This window comes from Duganella sp. HH101 (assembly GCF_001758795.1).
Taxonomy (GTDB): Bacteria; Pseudomonadota; Gammaproteobacteria; order Burkholderiales; family Burkholderiaceae_D; genus Rugamonas; species Rugamonas rivuli.
Genome location: NZ_LRON01000013.1, coordinates 111,143 through 124,554 on the forward strand (window position 1 = coordinate 111,143; position 13,412 = coordinate 124,554).

The 13,412-nt window shown below is 66.7% G+C and carries 11 protein-coding genes; 7 read left to right on the forward strand and 4 right to left on the reverse strand.

All coding sequences use genetic code 11. The features are described from left to right. Positions 1-42: 42 nt before the first annotated feature. Positions 43-4,074 carry a Pls/PosA family non-ribosomal peptide synthetase gene (locus DUGA2_RS20465; protein WP_070271328.1) on the forward strand — a complete coding sequence of 1,344 codons (4,032 nt, stop codon included), beginning with the start codon at positions 43-45 and terminating at the stop codon, positions 4,072-4,074. Further along, complete coding sequence (locus DUGA2_RS20470; protein ID WP_070271329.1) at positions 4,071-4,643, forward strand: 4'-phosphopantetheinyl transferase superfamily protein; 573 nt, start codon at positions 4,071-4,073, stop codon at positions 4,641-4,643. The genes DUGA2_RS20465 and DUGA2_RS20470 overlap by 4 nt, the downstream gene beginning before the upstream one ends. Here the strand turns inward: DUGA2_RS20470 and DUGA2_RS20475 are convergent. Together DUGA2_RS20475 and bla are read right to left on the reverse strand one after the other, a co-directional pair. Further along, the gene (locus DUGA2_RS20475; protein WP_070271330.1) at positions 4,640-5,155 is read right to left on the reverse strand and encodes a hypothetical protein; all 516 of its coding nucleotides are present in this window, start codon (positions 5,153-5,155) and stop codon (positions 4,640-4,642) included. The two genes, DUGA2_RS20470 and DUGA2_RS20475, sit on opposite strands and share 4 nt — an antisense overlap. Positions 5,156-5,184: 29 nt before the next feature. Beyond that, on the reverse strand, positions 5,185-6,072 hold the full coding sequence (bla, locus tag DUGA2_RS20480; RefSeq protein WP_070271331.1) for a class A beta-lactamase: 888 nt from the start codon (positions 6,070-6,072) through the stop codon (positions 5,185-5,187). Positions 6,073-6,177: 105 nt separating this feature from the next. On the opposite strand from bla, the gene DUGA2_RS20485 reads away from it, so the two are divergent. Further along, positions 6,178-7,710 (forward strand): FAD-dependent monooxygenase, encoded by a 1,533-nt coding sequence (locus DUGA2_RS20485; RefSeq protein ID WP_070271332.1) that lies wholly within the window; start codon positions 6,178-6,180, stop codon positions 7,708-7,710. On the opposite strand, the gene DUGA2_RS20490 is transcribed toward DUGA2_RS20485, so the two are convergent. Next, entirely contained in the window at positions 7,707-8,435 is a 729-nt protein-coding gene (locus tag DUGA2_RS20490; protein WP_070271405.1) for a bifunctional 2-polyprenyl-6-hydroxyphenol methylase/3-demethylubiquinol 3-O-methyltransferase UbiG, read from the reverse strand. The two genes, DUGA2_RS20485 and DUGA2_RS20490, sit on opposite strands and share 4 nt — an antisense overlap. Positions 8,436-8,510: 75 nt before the next feature. Between DUGA2_RS20490 and DUGA2_RS20495 the strand changes: the two genes are divergently transcribed. Genes DUGA2_RS20495 through DUGA2_RS20505 form a run of 3 tightly spaced genes read left to right on the forward strand, consistent with a single transcriptional unit; the run spans position 8,511 to position 11,350 of the window. Further along, positions 8,511-9,104: a YdeI family protein gene (locus DUGA2_RS20495; protein ID WP_070271333.1), complete on the forward strand. Its 594-nt coding sequence runs from the start codon at positions 8,511-8,513 to the stop codon at positions 9,102-9,104. Positions 9,105-9,108: 4 nt separating this feature from the next. Next, entirely contained in the window at positions 9,109-10,389 is a 1,281-nt protein-coding gene (locus tag DUGA2_RS20500) for a D-amino acid dehydrogenase (protein ID WP_070271334.1), read from the forward strand. Between the two features lie 40 nt (positions 10,390-10,429). Next, positions 10,430-11,350: a M48 family metallopeptidase gene (locus tag DUGA2_RS20505; protein ID WP_070271335.1), complete on the forward strand. Its 921-nt coding sequence runs from the start codon at positions 10,430-10,432 to the stop codon at positions 11,348-11,350. Between the two features lie 21 nt (positions 11,351-11,371). Here the strand turns inward: DUGA2_RS20505 and DUGA2_RS20510 are convergent, their stop codons facing one another. After that, positions 11,372-12,343, reverse strand: a complete 972-nt coding sequence (locus DUGA2_RS20510) for a LysR family transcriptional regulator (protein WP_083296393.1) — start codon at positions 12,341-12,343, stop codon at positions 11,372-11,374. A gap of 114 nt (positions 12,344-12,457) precedes the next feature. On the opposite strand from DUGA2_RS20510, the gene DUGA2_RS20515 reads away from it, so the two are divergent. Then, a complete protein-coding gene (locus DUGA2_RS20515; RefSeq protein WP_070271336.1) occupies positions 12,458-13,411 on the forward strand; it encodes an MBL fold metallo-hydrolase in 954 nt (317 codons plus the stop codon). The last annotated feature ends 1 nt before the right edge of the window (position 13,412 follow it).

The window sequence follows — 13,412 nt, forward strand, 5'->3', positions numbered from 1 at the left end:
TACCGTACAATGACACCCGCCAACACAAAATAAAGTAACAGCATGAACGACCCAGTATCGCCGCACATTCCGCAATCGCATCCAGATATTCTGTACGGGGCGCCGCAGGGCGAACTGCTGCGCGAGGAAATACTGGCCGATCTGCTAGAAGCGAGCGCCGCCCGCAATCCCGGCCAGACCGCGCTGATCTTCGGCGAGCGCCGCCTCAGCTACGGCGAGCTCAACGACCAGGCCGACCTGGTGGCGGCGCGCCTGATCGATGCGGGCGTGCAGCCGGGCCAGATCGTCGGCCTGTGGCTGCCGCGCGGGATCGAGCTGCTGGTGCTGCAAGCGGGTATCGCCAAGGCCGGCGCGGCCTGGCTGCCGGTCGATGAAGACACGCCGGTCGACCGCCTGCAAGTGTGCCTGGACGACGCCGACGGCGCCGGCGTGCTGACCTGCGCCGCGCTGGCGCCGCGCCTGGCCGCGCTGGAGGGCTTCGGCCGTCCCGTGTGGACCGCCGAAGCGCTGCTGGCCGCGCCGGCCGAAGGCGCTACGCTGTCGCGCCGTGGCGCAGTTTCGCCCGACGTGCCGGCCTACGTCATCTACACTTCCGGCTCGACCGGCAAGCCGAAAGGCATCCTGATCACCCAGCGCAGTATCTGCCACTTCCTGCGCAGCGAAAACGAAGTGCTCGGCGTGACCGCGCAGGACAAGGTCTACCAGGGCTTCTCGGTCGCCTTCGACATGTCGTTCGAAGAGATCTGGATCGCCTACCTGGCCGGCGCCACGCTGTGGATAGGCCCCAAGGAAATCAGCGGCGACCCGGAAACGCTGCCGCGCATGCTCGACGAAAACCAAGTCACGGTGCTGCACGCCGTGCCGACGCTGCTGGCGCTGTTCAATCAGGAAGTGCCCAGCCTGCGCCTGATTAACCTCGGCGGCGAGATGTGCCCGGAATCGCTGGTGGAGCGCTGGTCGCGCGCCGGCCGCCAGATGTTCAACACCTACGGCCCGACCGAAGCAACGGTATCGGCCAGCCTGGCGCGTTTGCAGCCCAGCCATCCGGTGACAATCGGCACGCCGCTGCCCAACTACGGCCTGCTGGTCGTCGACGTCAACGCCCTCCCCGCCTTGCGCCTGCTGCCGCGCGGCGAGATCGGCGAGTTGTGCATCACCGGCCCGGGCCTGGCGGCGGGCTATCTCGGCCGCCCCGACCTGACGGAAGAAAAATTCCTGGTCAATCCCTGGTCCAGCGGCGCGCATGACGGCCGCCTGTACCGCACCGGCGACCTGGCCCGCATAGCCGCCGACGGCGAAGTGCTGTGCCTGGGCCGCGCCGACGACCAGGTCAAGATACGCGGCTTCCGCGTGGAGCTGGGCGAGATCGAAACCGTGCTGGCGCAACAGGAAGGCGTGGGCACCGTGGCCGTCCTGCTGCGCAAGGACGACGGCATCGACCAGCTGGTGGCCTACATCGTGCCGGAAGCGGGCGTGGAACTGGACAGCAAGGCGCTGCGCGCCAGCCTGGCCGCCAAGCTGCCGCCGTACATGGTCCCCGGCCGCTACGAAATGCAGGAAGCCATGCCGCGCCTGACCTCCGGCAAAATCGACCGCAAGGCGCTGAAGGCCATGCCGCTCAGCGCAGCGCCGGCCGGCGGCAGCGAAGACTCCGACCTGCCCGACACCCCGGCCGAAGCGGCGCTGTTCGGCGCGCTGGCCGCGCTGTTCCCTGGCCAGGCCATACTGCGCAACGCCGACTTCTTCACCGACCTTGGCGGCCACTCCTTCTTTGCCGCGCGCCTGGCCTCGGCCCTGCGCGCCGACCCGCGCTTCGCCCACATCACCGTGCGCGACATCTATCAGCAGCGCCAGATCGGCAAGATCGCGCTGGTGCTGGCCGACGCACCCAAAGCCGCCGAAGCGGAAGCCGGCTGGACGCCGCCGTCCGCGCTCAAGCGCTGGACCTGCGGCCTGGCGCAGGCGGCCGCCATGCCGGCGCTGGTGGCGCTGCGCATGGCGCAGTGGCTGGCGCCGTTCTTCACCTACCACTTCTTCACCGGCGACCCGGGCGACTCCGTGGTGCGCGCCATCGCCGCCTCGGTCGGCGTGTTCCTGCTGGCGACCATCGGCGAATTCGGCATCGCCATCGCCGGCAAATGGCTGATCGCCGGCCGCCTGAAAGCGGGCGATTATCCGCTGTGGGGCGTCACCTACTACCGCTGGTGGCTGGCCGACCGCCTGGTCGAAGCCGCGCCGGCCTACCTGCTGAGCGGCTCCTCGCTCAACGCGTGGTGGCTGCGCGCGCTGGGCGCCAAGGTGGGCAAGGATGTCATCATCGGCTCGATGACGCTGCGCTCGCCGGACTTGCTCAGCATCGGCGACAACGTCAGCATCGGCAACGCCGTCAATTTCGAGAACGCCCGCGTGCAGCGCGGCCGCCTGCTGCTGGGCCAGATCACGCTGGGCGACGACGCCTGCATCAGCTCCTTCGCCGTTTTGGAAGGCAATACGCAAGTCGCAGCACTGGGCCACCTGGAAGGCCAGTCCGCACTGGGCGACGGCGCCCGCGTACCGGCCGGCCGTGTCTGGGCCGGCTCGCCGGCGCGCGATACCGGCGCCTTCGACACCACCCGCCTGCCGCCACGCCCGCAGGTGGGCGCCGCGCGCCGCCTGGGCGAAGGGGTATTCTTCATCCTCGGCATCCTGCTGATCGTCACGCTGTTCTTCATGCCGGTGTTCCCGAGCTTCGTGCTGATCGACTGGTTCGACGAACAGGGCTGGCTGCCGTGGATACAGGGCGACGACGTGCGCATCCAGCTGCTGCGCTACTTCCTGCTGGCCTTCCCCGCCAGCACAGTGCTGATCGTGCTGACGGCGATACTGTCGGCCGGCATCCGCTGGAGCGTGCTGCCACGCCTGAAGCCGGGCCGCTCGGCCATCCACAGCAACACCTACTGCGCCAAGTGGCTGGTCAGCCAGATCCAGGAATCGAGCTTGAACGTCCTGCACGGCATTTACGCGACGGTGTTCGCGCCGTACTGGTATCGCCTGCTGGGCGCCAAGGTCGGCAAGGATGCGGAGATCTCCACCGCGCTGGGCGTGGTGCCGGACATGCTGACCCTGGGCGACGAAACCTTCATCGCCGACGCGGTGATGCTGGGCGACGAGGAAATCGACGGCGGCTGGATGATCATGAAGCCGACCGTGATTTCGCACCGCAGCTTCGTCGGCAACGGCGCCTACATCCCGGACGGCACGGTGCTGCCGGAGCATGTACTGATCGGCGTGCATTCGCGCGCGCCGGACAACGATCAAATGAAAAGCGGCGATACCTGGCTTGGCTCCCCGCCGATCAACCTGCCCGCCCGCGAGCAGACCAGCGGCTATCCCGAGAACCTGACCTTCCATCCGTCGCCCTTGCGCCGACTGGGACGCGGCTTGATCGAAGCGTTCCGCATCGTCGCCCCGCACGCGCTGGTGATCGCGGTCGGCTACACGCTGGTGCTGGCGGTGATGCCGGCCGCCGGCGCCGGCCGCTGGGCCGAAGTGACCTGGGACCTGACGCTGGCGGGCCTGGGCTACGGCATCGGCAACTACATCTTCGTGGTGGTGCTCAAGTGGCTGCTGATCGGCCGTTACCGCAAACAGTCGGAGCCGATGTGGACGCCGTTCGTGTGGCTGTCCGAAGGCGTGACCAATCTGTACGAAGGCATCGCCGTGCCGAACTTCATGCGCTACCTGCGCGGCACGCCGTGGCTGCCGCTGGCGTTCAACATGCTGGGTTCGCGCATCGGCAAGGGCGTGTATCTGGACACCACCGACATCACGGAATTCGACTGCGTGCACATCGGCGACCATAGCGAACTCAATGCGCTGACCTGTCCGCAGACCCATTTGTTCGAAGACCGCGTGATGAAGATCGACCGCGTCACCATCGGCAAGAACGTCTACATGGGACCGCGCAGCGCGGTGCTGTACAGCGCTGTCGTCGGCGACAACGCCCGCCTCGGCGCGTTGACGCTGGTGATGAAGGGCGAGCAGATTCCGGCCAACGGCTACTGGGCCGGCTGCCCCGCCGCGCCGGCGAGATGAAGTCGATGCTCGTCTATCGCTGGCCCGGCCGCGTGCCAGTCCTGCGGGAAGGCGTGTTCGTCATCGGCGTTGCTACCAGCGCGAAACGACCTCAAGCCCGCGAACAACTGCGCTCCGCAACGCGGGCGGCGCTGGCCGCAGTGCTTGGCGTTGATGCCGATGCGATCAACATCGAGAGCACGCCAGGCGAAGCGCCGCGCATCCAAGTCGCTGGCGACGAACGCACTATCGGCTGCTCATTCACCCACGACGAGGGCTATGCGCTGGCCGCCATCAACCTGCATGGTTCGGTCGGCGTCGATATGATGGACGTGCAGGACATTCACGACTGGGACAATGTGGCGCGCGACTATCTCGGCCCGCAGGTTTGCGCGGCGCTGCGCGCGGCGCCCGCCAGCAAGCAAACCACTGAGTTCGCACGAGCCTGGACGCGGCACGAAGCCTGGCTGAAATGCCAAGGCCGTCAGCTGAGCGAGTGGCAAGCAGGCTGCGAGCCGTCTACCGGCGTCGCCCTGCGTGGCCTGCCTGAAGGATTGGTAGGCCATCTCGCGATGGCCGACGGGAGTTAGTTCGGCGCGTCGAGGAAGAAGATGGCGGTGAGTTTGGCCGGGGTCTTCTCGGTCGGCTTGTCGATCTGGACTTGCGCGCAGTCTTCGGCCACCAGGCTGCGCCAGTTGCCCACGCCGGCGGCGGAGAAGATCGTATGCGCCTTGGAGCTCATGCTCATATCGATCGCCAGGCGGGCATTGCGCTCGCCGGTCTTGGCGTAGTTCACGCCGCGCAGTTCGATGCCGTAGGCCGTTAGCCAAGGCTCCCACAGGCCCGTTTCCACGCCTTGCACGATGCGATTCAACATCTCTTCCAGCGTCAGGCCCTTTTTCTTCACCGAGCGCAGCACCGCCAGCGACGGCGCGAAGCGCGCATCGGTGCTCTGCTTGCCGGCGCCGCTGTCGCCTATGGCCTTGGCTTCCTTGGAAAACGCCGCATCGCGCTCGGTGTAGTCTCGCATGCGCGAGTAGAAATCGGCGTTCAGGAATGGATTGGCTACCCGGCCCGCAGGCGCTTGTTTTTGGTTCGTCATGATCAGGCCTTAATGTGTAAGGCCGTAGTTTAACCGACCCGGAACGCTTCCACGACAATCTTGCTCGCCTCGGCGAGGATCTCGCTGCGCGCTTTGTCGTCCTTGCCGGGCTGGGTGAGGTAGACCACCAGCACAATCGGCGCCTTGTTCGGCTGCCAGATCACGCCGATATCGTTGGTCGTGCCGTAGTCGCCCGTGCCGGTCTTGTCGGCCACCAGGGAGCCGGCCGGCACGCCGGCGCGGATGCGGGTGTCGCCGGTGGTATTCCCCAGCATCCAGTCCTTCAGCTGCTTGCGCTGCGCTGCGCCCAGGGCGTCGCCCAGCAGCAGCTTTTGCAGCGATTCCGCCATCGCCTCAGGCGTGGTGGTGTCGCGCGGATCGCCGGGCAGCGCGGTGTTGAGCTCCGTCTCGATGCGGTCCAGGCGGAATTCCGTGTCGCCGATAGAGCGCGCAAACGCAGTCACGGCGGCAGGTCCGCCGATCTGCTTCATCAGCAGGTTGGCCGCTGCGTTGTCGCTGTACTGGATGGTGGCTTCGCACAGCGCCGCCACCGTCATGCCTTGGCCGACGTGTTTCTCGGTGATCGGCGAATACGTGACCAGGTCGGTTTTTCGATACGCCACGCGTTTCTTCAGCAGCGCCGGTTCGCGCGCCAGCACGGCGGCCGACAGCATCATCTTGAAGGTGCTGCAAAACGGGAAGCGCTCGTCGGCGCGGTGCAGCAGGCGACGGCCGTCGGCCGTGTTCAGCGCGGCCACGCCCAGCCGGCCACCCGATTCCGCCTCCAGCTTGGCCAACAGCGCGGCGGCCGACAGGGGCGTGGAGGCCGGCGGGCTATCCAGCAGATCGGCGGCGCTGGCGAAGGGGGCGGCGGCCAGGGCCAGCAACAGGGCACGGCGGGAATCGAAAGCGGTCATGGTGCGCAGGTATAGTTAAGACAATATTTCGGATCATACCAGCCGATCCTTAAGCCTGTATTCAATTGAACGCACCCCGATTTGCACCGGATGTAGACTCATCGCATGGCCCCTCAAGTCCTCATCGTCGGCGCCGGTCCCACCGGCCTGGTACTCGCCATACGGCTGGCGCGGCACGGTATCGCCGTCCGCATCGTGGACCAGAACAGCGGCCCGGGCCAGGCTTCGCGTGCCATGGCGGTGCATGCGCGCACGCTGGAGTTCTATCGGCAGCTCGGTTTTGCCGATGTCGTCGTCAACCTCGGCATCAAGATCGAAGCCATCCACCTGCGCGAAGCGGGCGAGGATATCGCCGAACTGCGCCTCAAGGACATGGGCGCAGGCCTCAGCCCCTACCCTTTCGTGCTGGCCTTCCCGCAGGACGACCACGAACGCTTCCTGGTCGAGCAGTTGAAGGCCCTCGGCGTCGAAGTCGAATGGAACACCGCGCTGGAGTCGTTCACGCAGGACGAATGGGGCGTGCGCGCCGTGCTGGTGCGGGGCGGCGACCGCATCGCCTGCAGCGGCGTCTACCTGTGCGGCTGCGACGGCGCCCGCAGCCGCGTGCGCGAATCGCTCAAGCTGGACTTCCGCGGCGGCACTTACGACCACCTGTACTACGTGGCCGACGTCAAAACCTCGGGGCCGGAGAACCGCGACCTGGTCGGCCACCTGGGCGCCAACACCTTCGCGCTGATGCTGCCGGTGCGTTCGCGCGGCATGCAGCGGCTGATCGGCATCATGCCGCCGCAAGCGGAAGCCCTGTCCGAGCCGGGCTTCGAGGACATCCGGCCGGTGCTGGAGCCGCTGCTGGGCATCCGGGTGGAGCAGGTGAACTGGTTCTCGACCTATCGCGTGCATCACCGCGTGGCCTCGCAGTTCCGCGTGGGCCGCTGCTTCCTCGCCGGTGACGCCGCCCACATCCACAGTCCGGCCGGCGGCCAGGGCATGAACACCGGCATCGGCGACGCCGTCAACCTGTCGTGGAAGCTGGCCCTGGTGCTGCAGGGGCGCGGCGACCACGCCCTGCTCGACACCTACCAGGCCGAGCGCATCATTTTCGCGCGCAGGCTGGTCGCCACCACCGACCGGGCTTTCCAGATGATCGTTTCGCAGGGCGCAGGCGGGCAGTTGCTGCGCAGTTGGCTGGTGCCGCATGTGTTCCCGGTGCTGACCGGCTTTACGGCCGCGCGCCGCGCACTGTTCAAGGCTTTGTCGCAGGTGCAGATCCATTATCCGGACAGCCATCTGAGCGGCGGCCGTGCCGGCGAAGTGATCGGCGGCGACCGGCTGCCGTGGGTGCCGCAACCGGATGGCGGCGACAACTTCGACGCGCTGCAAACACTGGATTGGCAGGTGCATGTGTACGGCGAGCCCTCGCCCGCCCTCAGCGCCTGCGCATTTGAGCTATCGCTGCCGCTGCATGCCTACCCATGGACCGATGCCGCCGCCGACGCCGGCCTGCTGCGCGACGCCGCCTACCTGGTCCGCCCCGACATGCACGTGGCGCTGGCCCTGCCGCGCCAGGAGCTCGATTCCCTGCGCGGCATGATCGCGCGCTATCACCTGCGCTTCGCTCCCTGCAAATCCGAAGTTTAGCGCTGGGCGGCGACCAACAGCATCATCGGGCGGTCCAGCTCTTCGGCCAGGCCGGGATTGGCGGCCACCTGGTCGGCTGTCGGCGCCCATTCCTGCACATGCCGCACGTTGAAGCCGGCATGTATCAGGGCATTGAGCGTGGTGCCTATGGTACGGTGATATTTCAGCACGCCCTTGGCCAGCCAGTCGGTGCGGCGCGGCCCTTCGATGGAATAGCCGTCCAGCGGCCAGATCCTGCGGCCACCGGCATCCGTCGCCCAACCCGGCTGCGCGGGCGCCATGTAGACCGGGTGCTCGATCGTGAACACGAACTGCGCGCCCGGCGCCAGCGCCTGATGGATGGTCGCGGCCAGCTTGTCGAAATCCTCGATGTAATGGAAGGCCAGTGAGCTGTACGCAAAGTCGAACGCGCCGGCGGGCAGCGACAGCTGTTCCAGATCGGCGATCCGATAGTCGATATTGGCGGCCTGGGTGGCGGCCTTGGCGCGCGCGATCATCTGTTCGGACAGGTCCAGCGCCAGCACCTGCGCGGCGCCCTGCGCGCCGGCCCAGCGCGCGAACCAGCCGAAGCCGCAGCCCAGGTCGACCACACGCTTGTCTTTGAGCTCAGGCAGCATGGCGCGGATGGCCGGCCATTCGGGGGCGCCGTCCAGGCCATGGACGGAGCGCGGCAACTGGCTGTAACCGGCGAAAAATTCGGGTTGGTCGTAAATATTCTGTGCCATGCGATCCTCCATGCACCCGGCGGCGGGCCGGGTATAATTATTTTTTTGCCACTGTTGATTTCAACGAGGTGCACTATGACAGAGAAGACTTTGAACGCCAAGGTTGATGAATACGTCAGCAAGCCGGGGCAATGGCAGATCGCATACCAAAAGCTGCGCGCCATCGCACTGGCCTGCGACCTGGCCGAAGAATTCAAGTGGGGCAATCCCTGTTACACTCTCGACGGCCAGAACGTCGTCCTGATCCACGGCTTCAAGGAATACTGTGCGCTGCTGTTTTTCAAAGGCGCGCTGATGCAAGACCCCAAGGGCATTCTGATCCAGCAAACCGAGAATGTGCAAGCGGGACGCCAGATCCGCTTCACCAGCGCCGAACAAATCGCAAAAATGGAAGCGACCTTGAAAGCCTACATCCGCGACGCCATCAAGGTGGAGCAATCCGGCGCGCAGGTGGAATTCAAGAAAACCGCCGAATTCGCGATGCCGGAGGAATTCCTCAACCGGCTGGAAGAATCGCCCGAATTGCAGGAAGCCTTCGCCGCACTGACGCCGGGCCGCCAACGCGCCTACCTGCTACACTTCTCGTCGGCCAAGCAGGCCAAGACCCGCGAGTCGCGCGTGAACAAATGCATCCCGCATATCCTCAAGGGCAAAGGGCTGGACGACTAGCTTCATGAAAACCATAGCCATCATCGGCGGCGGCATCACCGGCGTCACCACCGCTTACGCCCTCGCCAAGCGCGGCTTCGCCGTCACGCTGCTGGAACGGCACCGCTACGCCGCGATGGAGACTTCGTTCGCCAACGGCGGCCAGCTGTCCGCCTCCAACGCCGAGGCATGGAACCACAGCAGCACCATCGTCAAAGGCCTGAAGTGGATGCTGAAGAACGATGCGCCACTGCTGGTCAACCCTAAACCCAGCTGGCACAAGCTGTCGTGGTTCGCCGAGTTCGTCGCTGCCATTCCCCACTATCGCGACCACACCATCGCCACCACCAGGCTGGCCGTGGCCGCGCGCGCGCATCTGTTCAGCTGGGCCGAGGAGGAAGGCATAGACTTCGACCTCAAACGCCAGGGCATCCTGCACATCTACCGCGACCGCGCCGGCTTCGAGCACGCGGCCGGCGTATCCAGGCTGCTGGAGCAAGGCGGCCTGCCGCGCCGCGCCGTCACGCCGCAGGAGATGCGCGCCCTCGAACCGACGCTGGCCGGCCAGTACTACGGCGGCCACTACACCGAAAGCGACAGCACCGGCGACATCCACAAATTCACCACCGGCCTGGCGCAGGCGGCGCAGCGCCTGGGCGTGGACCTGCGCTTCGGCCAGCGCGTGACCAAGGCCGCCGCCGACGCCCAGGGCGTCAACATCACCGTCGAGCAGGACGGCGCCGGCGACGCCAGCGAAGCCCGGCGCTACGACGCGGTGGTGGTCTGCGCCGGCACCGCCAGCCGCGAAATGGCGGCCATGCTGGGCGACCGCGTCAACGTCTATCCGGTCAAGGGCTATTCGATCACCGTCAACCTGGAGGACGCCGCCAGCCAGGCCGCCGCCCCCCACGTCAGCCTGGTGGACGACGCCGCCAAGCTGGTCGCCAGCCGCTTCGGCGCGGACCGCTTCCGCGTGGCCGGCACGGCGGAGTTCAACGGTTTCAACCGCGATATCCGCGCCGACCGCATCGCGCCGCTGGTCAACTGGGTGCAGCAATGCTTCCCCGGCGTGAGCACCCGCAGCGTCACGCCCTGGGCCGGGCTGCGGCCGATGATGCCGGACCTGATGCCCCGCGTGGGCCGTGGCAAGGCGCCATCGGTGTTCTACAACACCGGCCACGGCCACCTGGGCTGGACTTTATCGGCCGCCACGGCCGACATCATCGCCGACGCCGTGCTGGCCGCTTTGGGCGCGCCGGCGGCTTTGGTTAGCCAGCGTACCGCACAGGCCTTGAAAATGGCGTAAACTGCCATCATATCCAGCCTGTCTTACAAGGAGATCTGACATGACGGCAAAATCTTTCGCACGTATGACCCTGCTGGCCAGCGCCCTGGCGCTTGCGGTGCCGGCGTTTGCGGCCGAACCCACGGTACACGATGTGTATGTCGCCGCCGAAGCAGGCAAATACACCGAAGCCCAGGAACTGATGGACCAAGTCCTGAAAGCCCACCCGAACAGCGCCACCGCGCACTTCGTCGAGGCTGAGCTATTGGCAAAACAAGGCAAGTTCGCCGCCGCACAGGGCGAGCTGGCCACGGCTGAACGGTTGTCGCCCGGCCTGCCCAAGGTGAATCCTAGCGCCCTGGCCAAGCTGCGCACGCTGCTGGCCGATGGCCAGAAGCCGAAAGCCAACTACTCGCAACAGCAACCGGCACGCAGCAACGCCAGTTACAACAACGGCAACTACGGCGCTCCGCAGAGCAGCGGCATCCCCTGGGGCACCATCCTGATCCTGGGCGGCGGCCTGCTGGGCTTTATCTGGCTGGCGTCGCGCTTCATGTCGCGCCGTAACGCGCAGAACGACGCATCCTACAACCCGGCCGGCTACAACCCCGGCGGCGGCGCTGCCCCCGGCTATGCGCCAGGCGCAGGCTACCCTCAGCAGGGCTATCCACAGCAGGGCTACGGCCAGCCGCAGCAAGGTAGCGGCATGGGCTCGCGCATCATGGGCGGCCTGGCGACCGGCGCCGCGGTAGGCGCGGGCATCGTGGCGGGCGAAGCGATCGCCCGCCAGTTCACCGGCGGCAGCCACGATTCGGGCGCCCAGGCTGCGCCACGCAACGACATCGTCTACGACGATCCGTCGCGCGACGAACTGCTGCGCCGCGATGACATGGGCGGCAACGACTTCGGCGTCAGCGGCGGCTGGGGCGATTCCGGCGGCGGCGGCGACAGCGGCGGCGGTGGCGGCGGCGACTGGGATTAACCCGGCACCGGCATCATCACCTCACGGGGCGCGGCGCTCGCCCGCCCCGGCAGTTTCCATCGCAAGATCCCAGTACGGCGGATCGCCGAAATACTCCCTCAAATGACGTATCAGCAGCTGTGCCTTGACCTGGTTGGAACGACCGGGCATGTGCACCGCGTGGATCGCCGACTCCGTCGGTTCGCGCCGCCCCAGCGCCGCGGCCCGCACCACAGGCGCCATCGGGAACACCGGCACCAGCTGGCCGGCGACGATGGCGTCGCTCACCAGCCAGTTCGCCAGGTGGACCACGCCCGCGCCGCCTATGGCCGCGTGCAGCAGCGAGTCGGTGTCGTCGCAGCGCAGCGTGCCCTTGATGGCCAGCGGCTGGTTCTGGTTCACGCCGTCGAAACGCCACCAGCCGCGCGGCGCCGAGCGCCCGGTGACGGTCAGGCAGTTGTGGTCGAGCAGGTCCAGCGGCGTTTGCGGCCAGCCGTGGCGGGCCAGGTAGGCCGGGCTGGCGCTGACCACGCGGTTCTGGATCGCCAGCCGCGTCGCCACCAGGCCGCTGTCGGGCAGCACGCCGGCGCGCACCGCCACGTCCACCCGGCGCGCGGCCAGGTCGACGATGTCGTCGCTGACGTGCAGCTCCACCTCCAGCAAGGGCCAGTGCTGCAGGAAGCCGGCGATCGCCGGCGCCACATGCAGGCGCCCGAAGGCCGCCGGCGCCGTCACGGTCAGCAGGCCGCGCGGTTCGCTGTCCAGCTCCTGCACGGCGGCCTTGCCGTCGGCCAGTTCGGCCAGGATGTTGCGGGCGCGCGGCAGAAAACGCACGCCGGCGTCGGTCAGTATCATCTGGCGCGGGCTGCGCAGCAGCAGACGGGCGCCCAGTTCGGCCTCCAGCGCGTCGAGCTTGCGCGACACCGACGATACCGCCATCTTCATCTCCGCCGCCGCACGCGACAAGCTACCGTGCTCCACGACTGCCAGCAGGCACTGTAAGCTGTCTATCATCACTTCCCCCTCCATTTTGCAAATATCGCAAATTGCATTTGCCTTAATGGATATTGTGCCATTTTTTGCAAAGATGCATACTGCGTTTAGTAAATTCTTTGATAAGGAAAACCCATGAAATTCATCAGCAACTTCACACCGATTGCCACCGCCATCGCTTTTGCCGCCGCCGCACCCGTCATGGCCGCCGCGCCGCTGGCCGGCACCAACGCGCCCGGCTTCTTCCGCATCATGCTGGGCGACTTTGAAGTGACCGCGATCAGCGACGGCACCGTCGATCTGCCGATGAACAAGCTGCTGCAGCAGGCGCCCGCCAAGACCGACCAGGAACTGGCCCGCTCCTATCTGGCCAGCCCGCTGGAAACCTCGGTGACGGGCTACCTGGTCAACACCGGCGCCAAGCTGGTGCTGATCGACACCGGCGCCGGCAATCTGTTCGGACCGACGCTGGGCAAGCTGCTGGCCAACCTGAAGGCTTCGGGCTACCAGCCGGAGCAGGTCGATGAAGTGCTGATCACCCACATGCACCCGGACCACGTCGGCGGCCTCGCGGCCAACGGCCAGGCGGCCTTCCCCAACGCCATCGTCCGCGCCGACAAGCACGACGCCGACTTCTGGCTCAGCCAGGCCAATATGGACAAGGCCCCGGCCGAGAACAAGGGCTTCTTCCAGGGCGCGATGGCGTCGCTGTCGCCGTACATGGCCAACCAGCACCTGCAGCCGTTTAACGGCGCCGTCGAGATCACGCCCGGCATCCGCGCTGTCGCCAGCTACGGCCACACGCCTGGCCACATCAGCTACATGGTCGAGAGCAAAGGCAAGAAGCTGCTGGTGGTGGGCGATTTGATCCACGCGGGCGCGGTGCAGTTCGAGCACCCGGAAGTGACGATCGGCTTCGACAGCGATCCGAAGACCGCCGCCTACGCCCGCAAGCAAGCCTTCACGGCGGTCGCCAAGGAAGGCGCGCTGGTCGGCGCGGCCCACCTGCCCTTCCCCGGCCTGGGACATCTGCGCAGCGCCGGCCAGGCTTACCAGTGGGTGCCGGCAAACTACACCCAACTGCGTTAAA

Bases quoted from the DNA above. Each gene is read 5' to 3' on its own strand.
- DUGA2_RS20465 (WP_070271328.1), top strand. From the start codon at position 43: ATGAACGACCCAGTATCGCCGCACATTCCGCAATCGCATCCAGATATT.
- DUGA2_RS20470 (WP_070271329.1), top strand. From the start codon at position 4,071: ATGAAGTCGATGCTCGTCTATCGCTGGCCCGGCCGCGTGCCAGTCCTG.
- DUGA2_RS20475 (WP_070271330.1), bottom strand. From the start codon at position 5,155: ATGACGAACCAAAAACAAGCGCCTGCGGGCCGGGTAGCCAATCCATTC.
- bla (WP_070271331.1), bottom strand. From the start codon at position 6,072: ATGACCGCTTTCGATTCCCGCCGTGCCCTGTTGCTGGCCCTGGCCGCC.
- DUGA2_RS20485 (WP_070271332.1), top strand. From the start codon at position 6,178: ATGGCCCCTCAAGTCCTCATCGTCGGCGCCGGTCCCACCGGCCTGGTA.
- DUGA2_RS20490 (WP_070271405.1), bottom strand. From the start codon at position 8,435: ATGGCACAGAATATTTACGACCAACCCGAATTTTTCGCCGGTTACAGC.
- DUGA2_RS20495 (WP_070271333.1), top strand. From the start codon at position 8,511: ATGACAGAGAAGACTTTGAACGCCAAGGTTGATGAATACGTCAGCAAG.
- DUGA2_RS20500 (WP_070271334.1), top strand. From the start codon at position 9,109: ATGAAAACCATAGCCATCATCGGCGGCGGCATCACCGGCGTCACCACC.
- DUGA2_RS20505 (WP_070271335.1), top strand. From the start codon at position 10,430: ATGACGGCAAAATCTTTCGCACGTATGACCCTGCTGGCCAGCGCCCTG.
- DUGA2_RS20510 (WP_083296393.1), bottom strand. From the start codon at position 12,343: ATGATAGACAGCTTACAGTGCCTGCTGGCAGTCGTGGAGCACGGTAGC.
- DUGA2_RS20515 (WP_070271336.1), top strand. From the start codon at position 12,458: ATGAAATTCATCAGCAACTTCACACCGATTGCCACCGCCATCGCTTTT.